Raw genomic sequence first — 14851 nt, 5'->3', positions numbered from 1 at the left:
AAGGGCGCGGGGCGGGGTGAAGCGGCCGGCGGTTCCGCGTGCCGGCCTCATCCGGGTGCCGTTTCGGCGGCAATGCGCTGCTGCAGTTGTGTCAGCGAGGCGCGTGGCATCGGGGTATCGTCCAGCGGCTGCAGCGGCGGCTGGCGCAGCGCCGAGTGCGGCAGCACCAGCAGTTCAAACGCGATGCCGTCGGCGTCGAATTGCCAGCACGGAAGGGCGGTGGCGCGGCCGCGCTGCAGGCGCAGCTGGCGGGTGCCCAGGTGTGCCGGGATCCGCTGGTTTTCGAGGAAGTGCTGTACCGCTTCCGGCTCGTCGCTGTGCAGGTGCATTTGCACCGGACTGTAGCGGTCGGCGCTGCCGTCGAGCACCGCGCCCACCAGTCGCGGCGAAAAGTCCTGGAGAAACTGCAGTGCCTGCCGGGCGGCTTCGCGCCGCGCCTTCAGCGCATCCAGACGTGAGGCTGGCGCAAACAGTCGCAGGTGCTCGTGCAGGGCTTCGGTCACCTGGGCCTGGTCCGGAAGCTGCGCCGGCGAGCGCAGGCCGAGTTCATGTGCGGCCTTGTGCACCGCCTGGCGGGTGTCGCGTGAGCCGCTCTGGGCCATCTGTCGTGCGGCCAGCTGGGCGATCCGCTGGCGGTCGCGGACGAGGGTGCGAGAGGACATGCCGGGGCTCTCCTCGGGAAAACACGATCGAACTGTAGCCTACACCCGGGAAAACGGCAGCAACCGGCCGTTGCCGCCGTTCCCGATCCCGCTGCGCGAGCGTCAGAAGATGTCGAACGCGGCGTCGTCCGCCTTCTGGTCGTGCTGGTCGAAATCGAATTCCTGCAGGCGATCCAGGTCTTCGCTCTTGACCCATTCGGTGGCGCCATTGAGCGTGGCTTCGACCATGCCGGCGGGTGGGTCATTGCGGGCAATCGGCGCGTCCTTCAGTGCCACGCGCATGTAGTCGATCCAGATCGGCAATGCGGCCTTGCCGCCGTATTCGCGGTACCCCAGCGAGCGGAAATCATCGCGGCCGACCCAGACGGTAGTGGCCAACGGGCCGCCAAAGCCGGAGAACCAGGCATCGCGGTGGTCGTTGGTCGACCCGGTTTTGCCGCCGACGTCCTCACGCCCGAGCACCTTGGCCGCGATGCCGGTGCCCCGCTGGACCACGTCGCGCATCATCGACACCATCTGGTAGGCGGTGCGCTCATCGATGGCGCGCGGGGCGATGCGGGCGTCGGGGTTGGCCGCGGGCGCCGGGGCGACCTCGGTGCTTGCTGGTGCGGGTTTTTCAGTGGCGGGTGAGGGGGCGGCGCCGAAATTGAAGCCGTCCACGACCTGGCTGACGGGTGTGTTCAGGCCGCCTTGGCCCCCACAGCCGCGGCAGGCCATGGCCGGGTTCTCCTTGAAAACAACCGCGCCGTCGCGGTCACTGATCGAATCGATGATCCACGTGTCCACCCGTGAGCCGCCATTGGCGAAGACCGCATAGCCGCGTGCCACCGACAGCGGCGTGAGCGAGGCGGTGCCCAGTGACATCGACAGATTCGGCGGCAGTTCGGCCTCCTGGAAACCGAACTGGCTGATGTACTTGCGCGCGAATTCGACGCCGATGCTGTCCAGCAGGCGCACCGATACCAGGTTGCGCGACTGCACCAGGGCTTCGCGCAGGCGCATCGGGCCGCGGAAGCCGCCGCCATCGTTCTGCGGCTGCCAGGTTTTGCCGCGGCGGTCGCGGAACACCACCGGCGCGTCGAGCACGATCGAGGCCGGATTGAAGCCCTTGTCGAAGGCGGCCGCATACAGGAACGGCTTGAAGCTGGAGCCGGGCTGGCGCCGGGCCTGGGTGGCGCGGTTGAACTTGTTGCCGGCAAAGCTGAATCCGCCCACCAGCGCCCGCAGCGCGCCGCTGTCGGCGTCCACAGAGACCAGCGCCGCTTGCCCGCGCGGGATCTGGTCGATCAGCCATTGGCCGTCCTTGTCGCCGGCGCGAACACGGATCACATCTCCGCGGGTCAACAGCTTGGCCGGCGTCTTGTTGGTCCAGCGGCTGGCCGCCACCGGCAACACCAGGGTGGACTTGTTGGCCAGCACCACGGTGGCGCTGCCGTCGGCATGGGTGGCGGAAACGATCGCCGGCAACAGCCCGGATTGCGGCGCGATGCTTGCCAGGTGGCTGGCCAGCGACGCCGCATCGGCGTCGGCGCCCACGTCCAGATGCTGCTCCACGCCATGCCAGCCATGGCGATGGTCATACAGCAGCAGTCCATCGCGGATGGCGCTGGTGGCCGCCGACTGCAGCTCGGCGTTGATCGTGGTGGTGACGCGATAGCCCTTGTTGAGCACATCGCCGCCGTAGCGCTCGATCATCTCCTGCCGGATCAGTTCCGCCACGTAGGGCGCGTAGACCTCCACCGGCGGCTCATGCGGCACGGCATGCATCGGCACCGCCTTGGCCGCCTCGGCCTGCGCGCGGGTGATGAAGCCCAGCTCGGCCATGCGCTCCAATACGTAGTAGTCGCGACGTTCACGCGCGCGTTCGGGATTGCTGATCGGGTTGCCGCTGGAGGGAAATTTGGGGATGCCGGCCAGCGAGGCCATCTCGTCCAGACTCAACTGGTCCAGTTTCTTGCCGTAGTAGTACTCGGCCGCAGCGCCGACGCCATAGGCGCGATTGCCGAAGAAACTCTTGTTGAGATAGAGCTCGAAAATCTCGTCCTTGCTGAGTTCCGACTCGATCTTGCGGGCCAGCAGGATCTCGGCCAGCTTGCGAGTATAGCTGACTTCCGAGCTCAGGAAAAACTGGCGGGCCACCTGCTGGGTGATGGTGGAGCCGCCGGGGACGCGCTTGTTGCGGGTTTTGACCGTCAGCCAGACCGCCCGCCCGAGGCCTTTGTAGTCCACGCCGCCATGCTGGTAGAACTGCGCGTCTTCGGTGGCCAGGAACGCTTGTTTCAGCTGTTCGGGCACGTCCTTCATCTGGATCGGGTACCGGCGGGTCTCGCCGAATACCGCCATCAACTTGCCATTGCTGGCATAGACGTACATGGGCTCCTGCAGTTCGACGTCTTTGAGCGCCTGGACGTCGGGCAATTTCGAGGAGATCGAGTAATAAAGCGCAGCGGCGGCCATACCGCCCAGCAACAGGAGGATGACGGAAATAGCCAGCATCCAGCGCAACCAACGGCGAAAACGTGGCATCTAGACAGATTCCGATTGCAGATTTCGTGGCCGCAGAGTATAGATTACGCAAGGGATCGGCTGGGGCCGCGTCCTGGGGGAGAGTGGTTGGGGACCATCCATGCGGCGTGACGTGCTTCTCGGCTTGCACGCGGGATAGTTGCCAATTGCAAAAAAGTCGTTATTAATGCGCGGACGCAACAATTGCGTCCAAGTGCCCGTCGGCAGGGGAGAATCCGTGGGGCTTATCCCAAAGAGTCAGGCGCCGCTCATAGGCGTCGATATCAGTTCGACTGCGGTAAAGCTGTTGCAGCTTTCCCGTAGCGGCAATCGCTTTCGCGTGGAACATTACGCTGTGGAACCGCTGCCGCCGAATGCGGTGGTGGAAAAGAATATTGTGGAAGTCGAGGCCGTGGGGGAGGCGATCCGTCGCGCGGTGGCCCGTTCCGGCACCCGTGCCAAGAATGCCTCGGCAGCGGTGGCCGGCTCGGCGGTGATCACCAAGGTGATTCCGATGCCGTCGGACCTGGACGACAGCGACATGGAAGCCCAGGTCGAGCTGGAGGCGGTCAATTACATCCCGTACCCGATCGAAGAAGTGAACCTCGATTTCGAGGTGCTCGGCCCCGTGCCGAACAACCCGGAAATGGTGCAGGTGCTGCTCGCCGCCTCGCGTTCGGAGAATGTCGAGCTGCGCCAGTCCGCACTTGAGCTGGGTGGGTTGACGGCGAAGGTGATGGATGTGGAGGCTTTCGCGATCGAGAACGCCTTTGCGCTGGTTGCCAGTGAGTTGCCCGTTGCCAGCGATGGCGTGGTGGCGCTGGTGGATATCGGCGCGACCATGACGACCTTGAACGTGTTGCGCGGTGGTCGCAGCCTGTACAGCCGTGAGCAGGTGTTCGGCGGCAAGCAGCTGACCGACGAGGTGATGCGCCGTTACGGGCTGACCTACGAGGAAGCTGGGCTGGCCAAGCGTCAGGGCGGGTTGCCGGAAAGCTATGAGGTCGAGGTCCTTGAACCGTTCAAGGAAGCGACCGTGCAGCAGATCAGCCGCTTGCTGCAGTTTTTCTACGCGGGCAGCGAGTTCAACCGGGTCGACCATATCGTGCTTGCCGGCGGTTGCGCGGCGCTGGTGGGCTTGCCGGAGATGGTGGAAGAGCAGCTCGGGGTGGCAACGACAGTGGCCAATCCGTTGGCGCAGATGACGCTGGGGCCGAAGGTCCAGGCACACGCGCTGGCACAGGATGCACCGGCGCTGATGATCGCCACCGGTCTGGCCATGAGGAGTTTCGACTGATGGCACGGATCAATCTATTGCCGTGGCGGGCGGAACGCCGCAAGCAACGCCAACGCGAGTTCTACGGAATGCTGGGCTTTGCCGCCCTGGCCGGCGTGCTGCTGTCGATGCTGCTGTGGTTCTACTACGACCGCCAGATCAGTGGGCAGAATGAGCGCAACAGCTATCTGCAGGCCGAGATCGACAAGGTCAAGGAGCAGAACACCGAGATCGACCGCCTCGATCGGCAGAAGGATCGTCTGCTTGCGCGCAAGAAGGTGATTGAAGAACTGCAGGCCAAGCGCTCGCAGATGGTGCATCTGTTCGACTCGCTGGTGCGCACGATTCCGGATGGGGTGGTGCTGACCACGCTGAAGCAGGAAGGCGACATCCTGACGTTGGAAGGGCGGACCCAGTCCAATGCCCGGGTCAGTGCCTATATGCGCAATCTGGAAAGCTCCGGCTGGATGAGCAATCCGGAACTGTCGATCATCGAAGCCAAAGCCCAGGAAAAGAGTGGGGCGGGTGCGGGAGCATTGCTCGACATCAAGGCATTGCCTTATGTGTTCATGTTGAAGGTGAAGTTGCCGGCGCCGGGGGAAAATCCGTTGGCGGAGGCGGCTGCCGCGGAGGCTGAGGCCAGGCAGGCGGCAACCGCGACTGGCGCTACGGTGGAGTCCGCGATGGCGGCCGAGGCCGGGAGTGCCACGACTCCGGCGGTTGCACCTGCTATTGAGGCGCAGCACAAGGAGGGCGCGAAATGAGCAAGAAGAAAATCAAGCTCAACGAGCTCGACTTCAACAATATCGGCAACTGGCCGCAGCGGGCGAAAGTGGTGTTCTGTGCGTTGTTGGCACTTTTCATCGTGGTCATGGCCTACTTCGTCCTGATCAAGGGCGAACGCGAGGAGCTGGAGGGGCTTGAGTCCCGCGAGACCAGCCTGCGCGCGGAGTTCGAAAAGGAACAGGGTCGTGCGGTGAACCTGGAACCGCTGAAGCAGCAACTGGCCCAGATGGAGCAGGTGCTGCAGCAGATGTTGCGCCAGCTTCCCAGCAAGACCGAGATGCCGGATCTGATCATCGATATCTCACAGACAGCGCTGTCCAGCGGGCTGAACAACGAGCTGTTCCAGCCAGGTGCGGAATCTCCGAAAGAGTTCTATGCGGAAAAGCCGATCGCATTGCGCATGGTCGGCAGCTATCACCAGTTTGGTGCGTTTGTCAGTGGCGTGGCTTCGTTGCCGCGGGTGGTGATCCTGACCATGCATGACATCAATCTCAAGCCCAAGGATCCCAAGACCGGGATCACCGCGCGCAGCGGTGCGCTTGAATTGTCGGGCACGGTGAAAACCTATCGATATCTGGACGATGCCGAGATGGATCTCCAGGACAAGGCTGCGCAGGCTGCAGCCAAGGACCAGAAAAAGGGTGGTGGGGCATGAGGTCGCCAACCGCTAGAATCACGGGCCTGGTGCTGATTGCGCTGCTGGCCGGTTGTGCCCGCGGGGTGACCAGTACCCCGGGCGATGCGCCCAATCTGCAGAAGTGGGTCGCCGACGTGCGCGCACGCCCGGCACCCCCGCTGGATCCGTTGCCGGTGATGCAGCAGTTCGAGACATTCGAATATGCGGCCCAGGGGATGCGTGATCCGTTTACCGATGCGTGGGCCAATCCGGACGGCGGTAGTGGCCTGCGGCCGGATCCGAACCGCCGCAAGGAACCGCTGGAAGCCTTCCCGCTCGACAGCCTCGACATGGTTGGCACGATCGGCAAGGGTGCCGGTATCGTGGCGCTGGTCATGGCTCCGGACAAGGTGACGTACCGCATCCGTCCCGGGGTTTACCTGGGGCAGAGCGATGGCCGTGTCACCAGTGTCCGCGAAGACGGTATTGAATTGATTGAACTGGTGCCGGATGGCGCTGGCGGTTGGCTGGAACGTCCAGCTTCGCTTGCGCTTGACGATCAATGATTGATTAGGGGATAGCACGATGACTTTTTACAAAGCCCTGAGCCTGCGTCCCGCCCGGCGCCATGCGATGGTACGTGTATGCGCACTGGGGATTGCGCTTGCACTGGCCAATGGCTCTTTGATGGCGGCAACGCCCGGCGTTCCGGCGCCGGATGGGCAGAATGCGGCTCACTCGCTTGCAACGCCGATCGCAGTGACCAAGATCGACTTCAAGCGTGGAGACGATGGCGCTGGCCGCCTGATCCTGCAGTTTGATGGTCAGGGCGCGAGCCCGGACCTGCGTACGCAGGGCAACAATGTGGTGATCGATGTCGGCAATGCGACCTTGCCGGTCGAGCTGCAGCGTCCGCTCAATGTGGTCGACTTCGCCACGCCGGTGCAGCGCATCGATGCCAAGCCATCCGGCAGCGGCTCGCAGCTGGTGCTGAGTACCAACGTGGCGTTCCAGTCCCTGGCTTACCAGACCGGCAACGAATACGTGGTGGAGATCACCCCGCGCCCGGTCGAAGTGGCCACCGGGGCGGTGACCTCCAGTACGGTGGCACAGGCGGCCGCCTCGGTAGCCGCGCGTGGTTACGGCGGGCGTCCGGTGACATTCAACTTCCAGGACGTGCCGGTGCGCACCGTTCTGCAGTTGATTGCCGAAGAGTCCAATTTGAACGTGGTGGCGTCCGACACCGTGCAGGGCAACGTGACGCTGCGCCTGATCAACGTGCCGTGGGACCAGGCGCTGGACATCGTGCTGCGCGCCAAAGGCCTGGACAAGCGTCGCGATGGCGGCGTGATCTGGGTGGCCCCGCAGCCGGAACTGGCCAAGTTCGAGCAGGAAAAGGAAGACGCCCGCATCGCCCTGGACAACCGCCAGGACATGATCACCGACTACATCCAGATCAATTACCACAACGCCGGCGCGATCTTCAAAGCGCTGACCGAGGCCAAGGGAATCGGTGGCAACGGCGGCAGCGGAGGTGGCGGTAGCGGGGACAGCCAAGGTGAAAATGGCTTCCTGTCGCCGCGCGGCCGTATCGTCGCCGATGACCGCACCAACACCTTGATGGTCAGCGACATCCCGAAGAAGGTCGCGCGGATGCGCGAGCTGATCGACGTGATCGATCGCCCGGTCGACCAGGTGCTGATCGAAGGCCGCATCGTCATCGCCACCGACACGTTCGCGCGCGATCTGGGCGCCAAGTTCGGTGTTGGCGGCAGGCGCAGCTACAACAACGGTGACAATAACGCGACCGTTGGCAGTGGTGTGTCTGGCAATGCCGACGCAACCCGCGGCCTGAACGTGAACCTGCCTGTGGGCGCAGGCATATTCACCAATGGTGGTGCGCCGAGCCTTGCCTATACCTTGCTGGGTGCGAACTTCAATCTCGACATGGAGCTGTCCGCACTGCAGGAAGAGGGTCGGGGCGAGGTCATTTCCAACCCGCGCATCGTCACCGCCAACCAGCGAGAGGGCGTGATCAAGCAGGGCAAGGAAATCGGCTACGTCACCATCACCGGCGGTACTGCCGGTACCGCGGCGACGCCGAACGTGCAGTTCAAGGAAGTGTTGCTGGAGCTGAAGGTCACCCCGACCATCACCAGTGACAACCGCGTGTTCCTGAACATGAATGTCAAGAAGGACGAGGTTGATCAGCTGATCGTGCTGGAAGGTTACGGCACCGTGCCGTCGATCAACCGCCGCGAGATCAACACCGCGGTGCTGGTGGAAGACGGGCAGACGGTGGTGATCGGCGGCGTGTACGAGTTCAGCGATCGCAGCAGCGTGTCCAAGGTGCCGTTCCTGGGCGATGTGCCGTTCCTCGGCAACCTGTTCAAGAAGCGCGGTCGTGGCAAGGACAAGGCCGAGCTGCTGGTGTTCGTGACACCGAAGATCCTGCGCGTGGCCAAGACGCGCTGATCCAGCCCACAGGTTGAAAACGAGGGGCCGCTGACTGCGGCCCCTTTTTTTGACGTCGGCCTGAATCGGTTGCGCCAAAGGGAACGATTTCACTGCCGATAGGTCAAACTGCACCTATGGACAATCCACCCCTGCTGGCCGCCGAAAACATTCCCGCCGTCGCAAATGACAGCTTGCACGATAGCTTCATGGCGCTGCGCGCAGCGCTGACAGCGACGATTGTCGGCCAGTCGGCGCTGATCGAGCGGTTGCTGATTGCGCTGCTTGCCGATGGCCATCTGCTGGTCGAAGGTGCCCCCGGATTGGCCAAGACCACCGCGATCCGGGCGCTGGCGTCGCGTCTGGAGGCGAATTTCTCGCGGGTGCAGTTCACCCCCGACCTGCTGCCGGCGGATCTGACCGGCACCGATATCTGGCGCGCGCAGGAAGGACGCTTCGAGTTCCAGCCGGGTCCGATCTTCCATCCGATCCTGCTGGCCGACGAGATCAACCGGGCGCCCGCCAAGGTGCAGTCGGCGCTGCTGGAGGCCATGGGGGAGCGTCAGGTGACCGTGGGCCGGCATACCTATCCGTTGCCGAAACTGTTCCTGGTCATGGCCACGCAGAATCCGATCGAGCAGGAAGGCACTTTCCCGTTGCCGGAAGCGCAGTTGGACCGGTTCCTGATGCATGTGCGGATCGGCTATCCCGATGCGGGCGCCGAAGCGCAGATCCTGCGGCTGGCGCGGGAGAAGGCGATGCAGCAGTTCGATCCCGCCCCCGAGGTCGTCCGCAAGATTTCGCTGCACTCGATTGAACAGGCGCGCAAGGCGGTGCTGGAGCTGCATATGGCGCCGCAGCTGGAGCGCTACCTGATCGAGCTGGTGCTGGCTTCGCGTGATGCCGGCAGCTATGACCCGGGGTTGGCGCGGCGCATCGCGTGGGGCGCCAGTCCGCGCGGTTCGATCGCGCTGGAACGTTGCGCGCGGGCACGGGCGTGGCTGGCCGGTCGCGACTTTGTGACCCCGGATGATATCCGCGCCATTGCCCCCGACGTGTTGCGTCACCGCATCCTGCCCAGCTATGAAGCCACGGCCGAAGGCTGGGACGGAGAACGTCTGGTGGCCGAGTTGCTGGAGCGGGTACCGCTCCCCTGAGGCGATGACGGTGTCGATGCCCGTGGTTTCCATGCTCCTGCGCCTGCGGGGAAAAAGCAGGCGCACCCTGGCTGTCGTGCCGGAAGGCGGCTTGCATGCGTGAGGAACATTCCGCCGTCCAGCAATCTGGTGCACTGGACGGTGTGCGGCCGAGCCTGCAGGAATTGGTGGCGCTGCGGCAATCGGTGGCGCGCCGGCATGCGGTGCGGCGCGGCCAGCACGGAGCGGTCGGGATCGCGCCGTCGGCGGTCCGCGGGCGCGGCATGGAATACGCCGAATCGCGTGAATACGTGGCGGGTGACGATGCCCGACATATCGACTGGAAGCTGAGCGCGCGTACCGGACACACCCATACGAAGCTGTTCCAGGCCGAACGCGAGCGGGTCACGCTGATTGTCGCCGACACCAGCCCGCGCCTGTACTTCGGCACCCGGGTGCGCTTCAAATCGGTCCAGGCTGCCCGCGCCGGCGCGGTGGCGGCCTGGATGGCGCAGCGCCAGGGCGACCGTGTGGGCGCATTGCGCGGCAGTGGCAGCGAGACTCCGGTTGCCCCGGCAGGCGGTTCGCGTGGGGTGCTCAAGGTGCTGGATGCGTTGAGCCGCTGGTATGCGCAGGTTCCCGCCGAAGATGGCGGGCTGGACGCCGCGCTGCAGCGCAGTGCGCGGCTGTTGCGCCCCGGCTCACGGCTGGTGGTGTTGGCCGACCCCGCCAGCGTGGCGCAGATTCCGCTGCCGCGCTGGTCGGGTCTGGCACAGCATCTGGAAGTGGTGTTGCTGCTGCAGGTCGATCCACTGGAGCTTGCGCCACCGCACGGGGTGCTGCCTTTTCTGGCGCAGGGCCAGCGGGTCGAGCTGGATCTTGATTCGGAAAGCGCGCGGCTCCGCTGGCATCAGGCATTTGTCGCGCCCTTGCAGCAACTGCTCGCCACCTTGCCCGGCCGTCGCATCCAGGTGCATGTGCTGGCCTGCGATGACGCCAGCGATGCCTGGTTGGCGCCGGTTCCCGTGGGGGAGATGCGATGAGCGCGCGCCAATTGCCGTTGCGCGATGTGCATCTGCCGCCGGCGCCGGACTGGTGGCCGCCGGCGCCGGGCTGGTGGCTGCTGTTCGCCGCGCTTCTGGTGGGGCTGGCCGTGCGGGTGTTTTTCAGCTGGCGGCGGCGCCGCCGGCAGCGCCGCTGGCAAGGCTTGTTCGACGCCGCGTTGCATGACGCCGAGACACCTGCGGCCCGATTGGCTGCCGCATCAGGCATGCTGCGGCGGGCGGCGAAGCGGATCGATGCTGCCGCGGCGAATCTGCAAGGTGACGCGTGGCTGCAGTTTCTGGACGGGACAAAACGGCAGGATTTTTCTCGCGGTGACGGGCGCCTGTTATTGGAGGGTGGCTACCGCCGCCAGGTGGATGCTGACATCGCACGCGCGGCGTGCGAGCTGGCACGGACGCGGTTTGTCGAACTGATGGCGGGACGTCGATGAGCCTGTTGAGCACGACGACGCTGGCCGGTCTGATCCAGGTATTCGCCTGGCCGTGGCTATGGCTGGCGCTGCCGCTGCCGTTGCTGATGCGCTGGTGGCCGACGCGGTCGGGCGCCACGCCGGCGTTGCAGGTGCCATACGCGTTGCAACAATTGCGGACCGTCGCCGCGGCCCGGCCGGGAAGCGGACCGCGGTTGCGTTCGCTGCTGCTGTGGTTGGCGTGGTTCTGCCTGTGCATGGCTGCCGCCCGGCCGCAGCAGCTGGGCGAGGCGGTGGAGCCGCCACAACAGGCGCGGCAGATGATGCTGGCGGTGGACCTGTCCGGCAGCATGAGTGAGCCGGACATGCAGCTGGGCGGGCGCGTGGTGGACCGGCTGACCGCAGCCAAGGCGGTGTTGGCCGACTTCCTCGAACGGCGCCAGGGTGACCGTATCGGGCTGCTGGTGTTCGGCCAGCGGGCTTACCCGTTGACGCCGTTGACCGCCGACCACGCCAGCGTGCGCGAGCAGTTGCGCGATGCGGTGGTCGGGCTTGCCGGCCGCGAAACCGCGCTCGGCGATGCTATCGCGTTGTCGGTCAAGCGCCTGCGCGAGCAGCCGCAAGGACAGCGGGTATTGATCCTGCTGACCGATGGGGTCAATACGGCCGGTGTACTGGAGCCGCTCAAGGCGGCCGAGCTGGCCAAAGCCGAAGGTGTGCGGGTGTACACGATCGCCTTTGGCGGCAGCAATGACTTTTCGCTGTTCGGGGTGCAGATCGCGGCCGATGAAGATCCGATCGACGAACAGACGCTGACGCGTATTGCCGCGGAAACCGGCGGGCGCTTTTTCCGTGCCCAGGATACGCAGCAGTTGGCGGGGATCTATGCCGAGCTGGATCGGCTGGAACCGGTGCAGCAGGCCGGCCCCGCGCTGCGGCCACGGATTGAACGCTACGCCTGGCCGTTGGCCCTGGCGTTGCTGCTGGGGGCCGGCGCATGGCTGTTGCCGGACCGCCGCGCATGAGCATGCCCGTGATCCTGGATTCGCTGCATTTCCTGCGCCCGCACGCGCTGTGGCTGCTGTTGCTGGTACCGCTGGGGGTGCTGTACGCCGTCCATCGGCGGCGCCGTCACACAATCTGGCGGCAAGCCGTGGATCCGCATCTGCTGCGCCATCTGCTGGCTGGCACCGCGCGGCGCTCGGGGTGGGGACGGGCTGCGCTGGTGCTGGGGGGCATCCTGTCGGTAGTGGCCCTGGCCGGCCCGAGCTGGCGCCAGCTGGAGCAGCCGTTGTGGCAAACCCGGGCGCCGCTGGTGGCAGTGCTGGACCTGTCGGGAAGCATTGCCGCAACCGACATGCAACCGTCGCGGTTGCTGCAGGCGCGGGCCAAGCTGGCCACCTTGCTGCGCGAACGCCAGGGCGGCGAGATGGCGCTGGTGGTCTACGCCGGTGAAGCGTTCACGGTGGCGCCGCTGACGGCCGATGCGGCGAATGTGGCGCTGTTTCTGGATGCGCTGGGCCCGGAGGTGATGCCGGTTGATGGCCAGCGTGCGGACCTGGCCCTGGCATGGGCCAGCAGGCTGCTGCAGCAGGCCGGCATGCACCAGGGCGACATCCTGCTGCTCAGCGACCACGCGGATGCCGCCGTGCGCAATGCGGCAGCGCAGGCTGCCGGGTCGGGGTATCGGGTTTCCGTACTCGGGCTGGGTACGCCGGCCGGGGCCGCCTATCGCGACCGTAGCGGGCGGATCGAACAGGCCCGCCTTGATGAACCGTCATTACGAGCGCTGGCTGCGGCCGGCAATGGCCGCTATGTCCGTCTCGGCGCGGGTGATGCGGACCTGCAGGCACTGGGCGTGCTGCAACCGCGGATCCAGGAAAGCGGCGAGGGCAGCGGGCCGACGGGGCGGACCTGGCGCGATGAAGGATATTGGCTGCTGCCCCCGTTGCTGGTGTTGGCACTGCTGGCGTTCCGCCGTCGCGGCGGACTGGCGGCGATGCTGGTGATGGCCTGTCTGTTGCCGCTGTCAGTGCCGGCGCAGGCCGCTGAAAGCGCGATGTGGCAGCGCCCCGACCAGGTCCGTCACCGGCAATTGGCCGAGGGCGTGGCGGCGTATCGCAGAGGCGATTTCGCGGCCGCGCAGCAGCGCTTTGAAGGCATCGACAGCGACCAGGGCTGGTACAACCTGGGCAACGCGCTGGCCCGGCAGGCAAAGTACGACGAGGCGATCAACGCCTATGACCGGGCCCTGCGCCATCAGCCCGGAATGGCCGACGCCATCGCCAATCGCGCTGCGGTGGAGGCCGCGCGCCGGCGCACGCAGCAGGACCGGAAGCCGGATCAGCAGGGCGGTAAACAGGACGGCAAGCAGGGCCCGTCGAAATCGCCGCAGGACGCTGGGCAGCCCTCTTCCGGTTCGTCCTCGCCGGGCAAAGAGGGCCAACAGCCGCCTGCGCAAAGCCCGGCGCAAAAACCGGCAACGGAATCGGCGTCGAAAAAACCGGCGCCGTCGGCGGACACGCCGCAGGCCGAGGATGCCAAAGCGCAGCAACAGGCCGACCAGGCGCAGCGTGAACGCATGCAACAGGCGATGCAGCAGCAGCCGGCCGCGGAAGCGGAGGGAAAACAGGCGCCGCCGGCGCAGAGCGCCGAAGAGCGCGAGCGCCGCCAGGCGATCGAGGCGTGGATGCGCCGGGTACCGGATGAACCGGGCAATCTGCTGAAAACCAAGTTCCAGCTCGAGTACGAGCGACGCAAGCGGGAAGGGCGATGAAACAACGGATATCTGCCAGCGTGGCCGCTGCGCTGCTGACCCTGCTCGTTTTGGTGCTGCTCCCGGCCGCGCATGCCACCACCCGTGCCTGGCTGGACCGCAGCACGATCCGTGAAGGCGAAAGCGTCACCCTCAACATTGAAAGCGACCAGTTGCGCAGCCCGCCGGACTACGCACCGTTGCGGGCCGACTTCGCGCTCAGTGGGCAGACCAGCAGCCAGCAGGTGCAGTTGATCAACGGTGTGGCCTCGGCCAAAGCCCTGTTCGGGCTGGCGCTGACCCCGACGCGCAGCGGAGTGCTGGAGGTGCCGGCATTGCGGGTGGGCAGTGAACTGACCGCGCCCCTGCAATTGCAGGTGCTGGCCGCGGACGTTGCCACGGTCGCGCCGCGTGGCGATGAGCGTGCGTTCATTGAAACCGATGTCGATGACCCCACGCCCTATGTGCAGCAAAGTGTCGGCGTGGTCGTGCGGCTGTATTTCGCCACCCAGCTCGCGTCCGGCGAACTGGTGCTGGACACCCCGGCGTCGGCGTCGCTGCAACGGGTGGGCGAGGATCGCACCCTGGTGCGTGAGGTGAACGGTCGTCGCTACAACGTGGTCGAACGCCGCTTCCTGCTGGTGCCCGAACGCAGCGGCCCGTTGCAGTTGCCCGGTGCGCGTTTCACCGGGCGCGGCGTCGGTGGCCTGTTCAGCGATTTCTTCGGCGGTGGCGACACCCAGCTCAGTGCCCGTGCGCCGGAGCAGACCTTGCAGGTGCGGGCCCAGCCCATCAACGCCCCGCAGCCGTGGCTGCCATTGCGGGACCTGCGCCTGCGCTACACCGCCGCGCCGCAGATGGCCAGGGTGGGTGAGGCGATGACTGTCGAGGTGGAGGCGACCGCGGTGGGCGCCACCCGTGCGCAGTTTCCCGACCTGCCGGTCCCCTCGCTCGGCGATGCGGCGCAGGTGTTCGCCGAGCCGGCGCAGTACGACGAGACCTTCAGCGGGCCCAGCCCGCAACTGAGGATGACACGCCGCTATTCCATCGTGCCGCAGCAGGCCGGCGCCTTGTCATTGCAGGGCATTTCGATTCCCTGGTGGGATGTGGGTGCCGGCCGCGCGCGCAGCGCCTCGGTGCCGGATCTGCAGCTGACAGTGGCCCCCGGCCGGCCCGGTCTGGCCGCG

The 14851-nt window shown here is 65.9% G+C and carries 13 protein-coding genes; 11 read left to right on the top strand and 2 right to left on the bottom strand.

The annotated features are described in order from the left end of the window. Positions 1–47 precede the first annotated feature (47 nt). Together QZH66_RS01220 and QZH66_RS01215 are read right to left on the bottom strand one after the other, a co-directional pair. Positions 48–662, bottom strand: a complete 615-nt coding sequence (locus QZH66_RS01220; RefSeq protein ID WP_305804120.1) for a hypothetical protein — start codon at positions 660–662, stop codon at positions 48–50. A gap of 102 nt (positions 663–764) precedes the next feature. Then, a complete protein-coding gene (locus tag QZH66_RS01215; RefSeq protein WP_305804119.1) occupies positions 765–3188 on the bottom strand; it encodes a penicillin-binding protein 1A in 2424 nt (807 codons plus the stop codon). 217 nt (positions 3189–3405) lie between these two features. On the opposite strand from QZH66_RS01215, the gene QZH66_RS01210 reads away from it, so the two are divergent. The 11 genes from QZH66_RS01210 to QZH66_RS01160 all read left to right on the top strand — a co-directional run. After that, positions 3406–4464: a pilus assembly protein PilM gene (locus QZH66_RS01210; protein ID WP_345783820.1), complete on the top strand. Its 1059-nt coding sequence runs from the start codon at positions 3406–3408 to the stop codon at positions 4462–4464. Continuing rightward, entirely contained in the window at positions 4464–5207 is a 744-nt protein-coding gene (locus QZH66_RS01205; RefSeq protein WP_305804118.1) for a PilN domain-containing protein, read from the top strand. Before QZH66_RS01210 ends, QZH66_RS01205 begins: the two co-directional genes overlap by 1 nt. Beyond that, positions 5204–5884, top strand: coding sequence for a type 4a pilus biogenesis protein PilO (gene pilO, locus QZH66_RS01200; protein WP_305804117.1), 681 nt, complete (start codon positions 5204–5206; stop codon positions 5882–5884). Before QZH66_RS01205 ends, pilO begins: the two co-directional genes overlap by 4 nt. Then, the gene (locus tag QZH66_RS01195) at positions 5881–6411 is read left to right on the top strand and encodes a pilus assembly protein PilP (protein WP_305804116.1); all 531 of its coding nucleotides are present in this window, start codon (positions 5881–5883) and stop codon (positions 6409–6411) included. The genes pilO and QZH66_RS01195 overlap by 4 nt, the downstream gene beginning before the upstream one ends. A gap of 19 nt (positions 6412–6430) precedes the next feature. Continuing rightward, complete coding sequence (locus QZH66_RS01190) at positions 6431–8320, top strand: type IV pilus secretin PilQ family protein (RefSeq protein ID WP_305804115.1); 1890 nt, start codon at positions 6431–6433, stop codon at positions 8318–8320. A gap of 116 nt (positions 8321–8436) precedes the next feature. Further along, positions 8437–9456 carry a MoxR family ATPase gene (locus QZH66_RS01185; RefSeq protein WP_305804114.1) on the top strand — a complete coding sequence of 340 codons (1020 nt, stop codon included), beginning with the start codon at positions 8437–8439 and terminating at the stop codon, positions 9454–9456. Positions 9457–9551: 95 nt separating this feature from the next. Next, positions 9552–10478, top strand: coding sequence for a DUF58 domain-containing protein (locus tag QZH66_RS01180; RefSeq protein WP_305804113.1), 927 nt, complete (start codon positions 9552–9554; stop codon positions 10476–10478). Then, positions 10475–10930, top strand: a complete 456-nt coding sequence (locus QZH66_RS01175) for a DUF4381 domain-containing protein (protein WP_305804112.1) — start codon at positions 10475–10477, stop codon at positions 10928–10930. Before QZH66_RS01180 ends, QZH66_RS01175 begins: the two co-directional genes overlap by 4 nt. After that, positions 10927–11934, top strand: coding sequence for a VWA domain-containing protein (locus QZH66_RS01170; protein WP_305804111.1), 1008 nt, complete (start codon positions 10927–10929; stop codon positions 11932–11934). Before QZH66_RS01175 ends, QZH66_RS01170 begins: the two co-directional genes overlap by 4 nt. Then, complete coding sequence (locus QZH66_RS01165; RefSeq protein WP_305804110.1) at positions 11931–13685, top strand: VWA domain-containing protein; 1755 nt, start codon at positions 11931–11933, stop codon at positions 13683–13685. Before QZH66_RS01170 ends, QZH66_RS01165 begins: the two co-directional genes overlap by 4 nt. Then, on the top strand, positions 13682–14851 hold a 1170-nt coding region (locus QZH66_RS01160), incomplete at its 3' end, for a BatD family protein (protein WP_305804109.1). The genes QZH66_RS01165 and QZH66_RS01160, both read left to right, overlap by 4 nt.

It is taken from the genome of Stenotrophomonas sp. YIM B06876 (genome assembly GCF_030711595.1).
GTDB lineage: Bacteria > Pseudomonadota > Gammaproteobacteria > Xanthomonadales > Xanthomonadaceae > Stenotrophomonas.
Note: the sequence above shows the minus strand (reverse complement) of the source record. Positions and strands in the feature narration are given on the sequence as shown.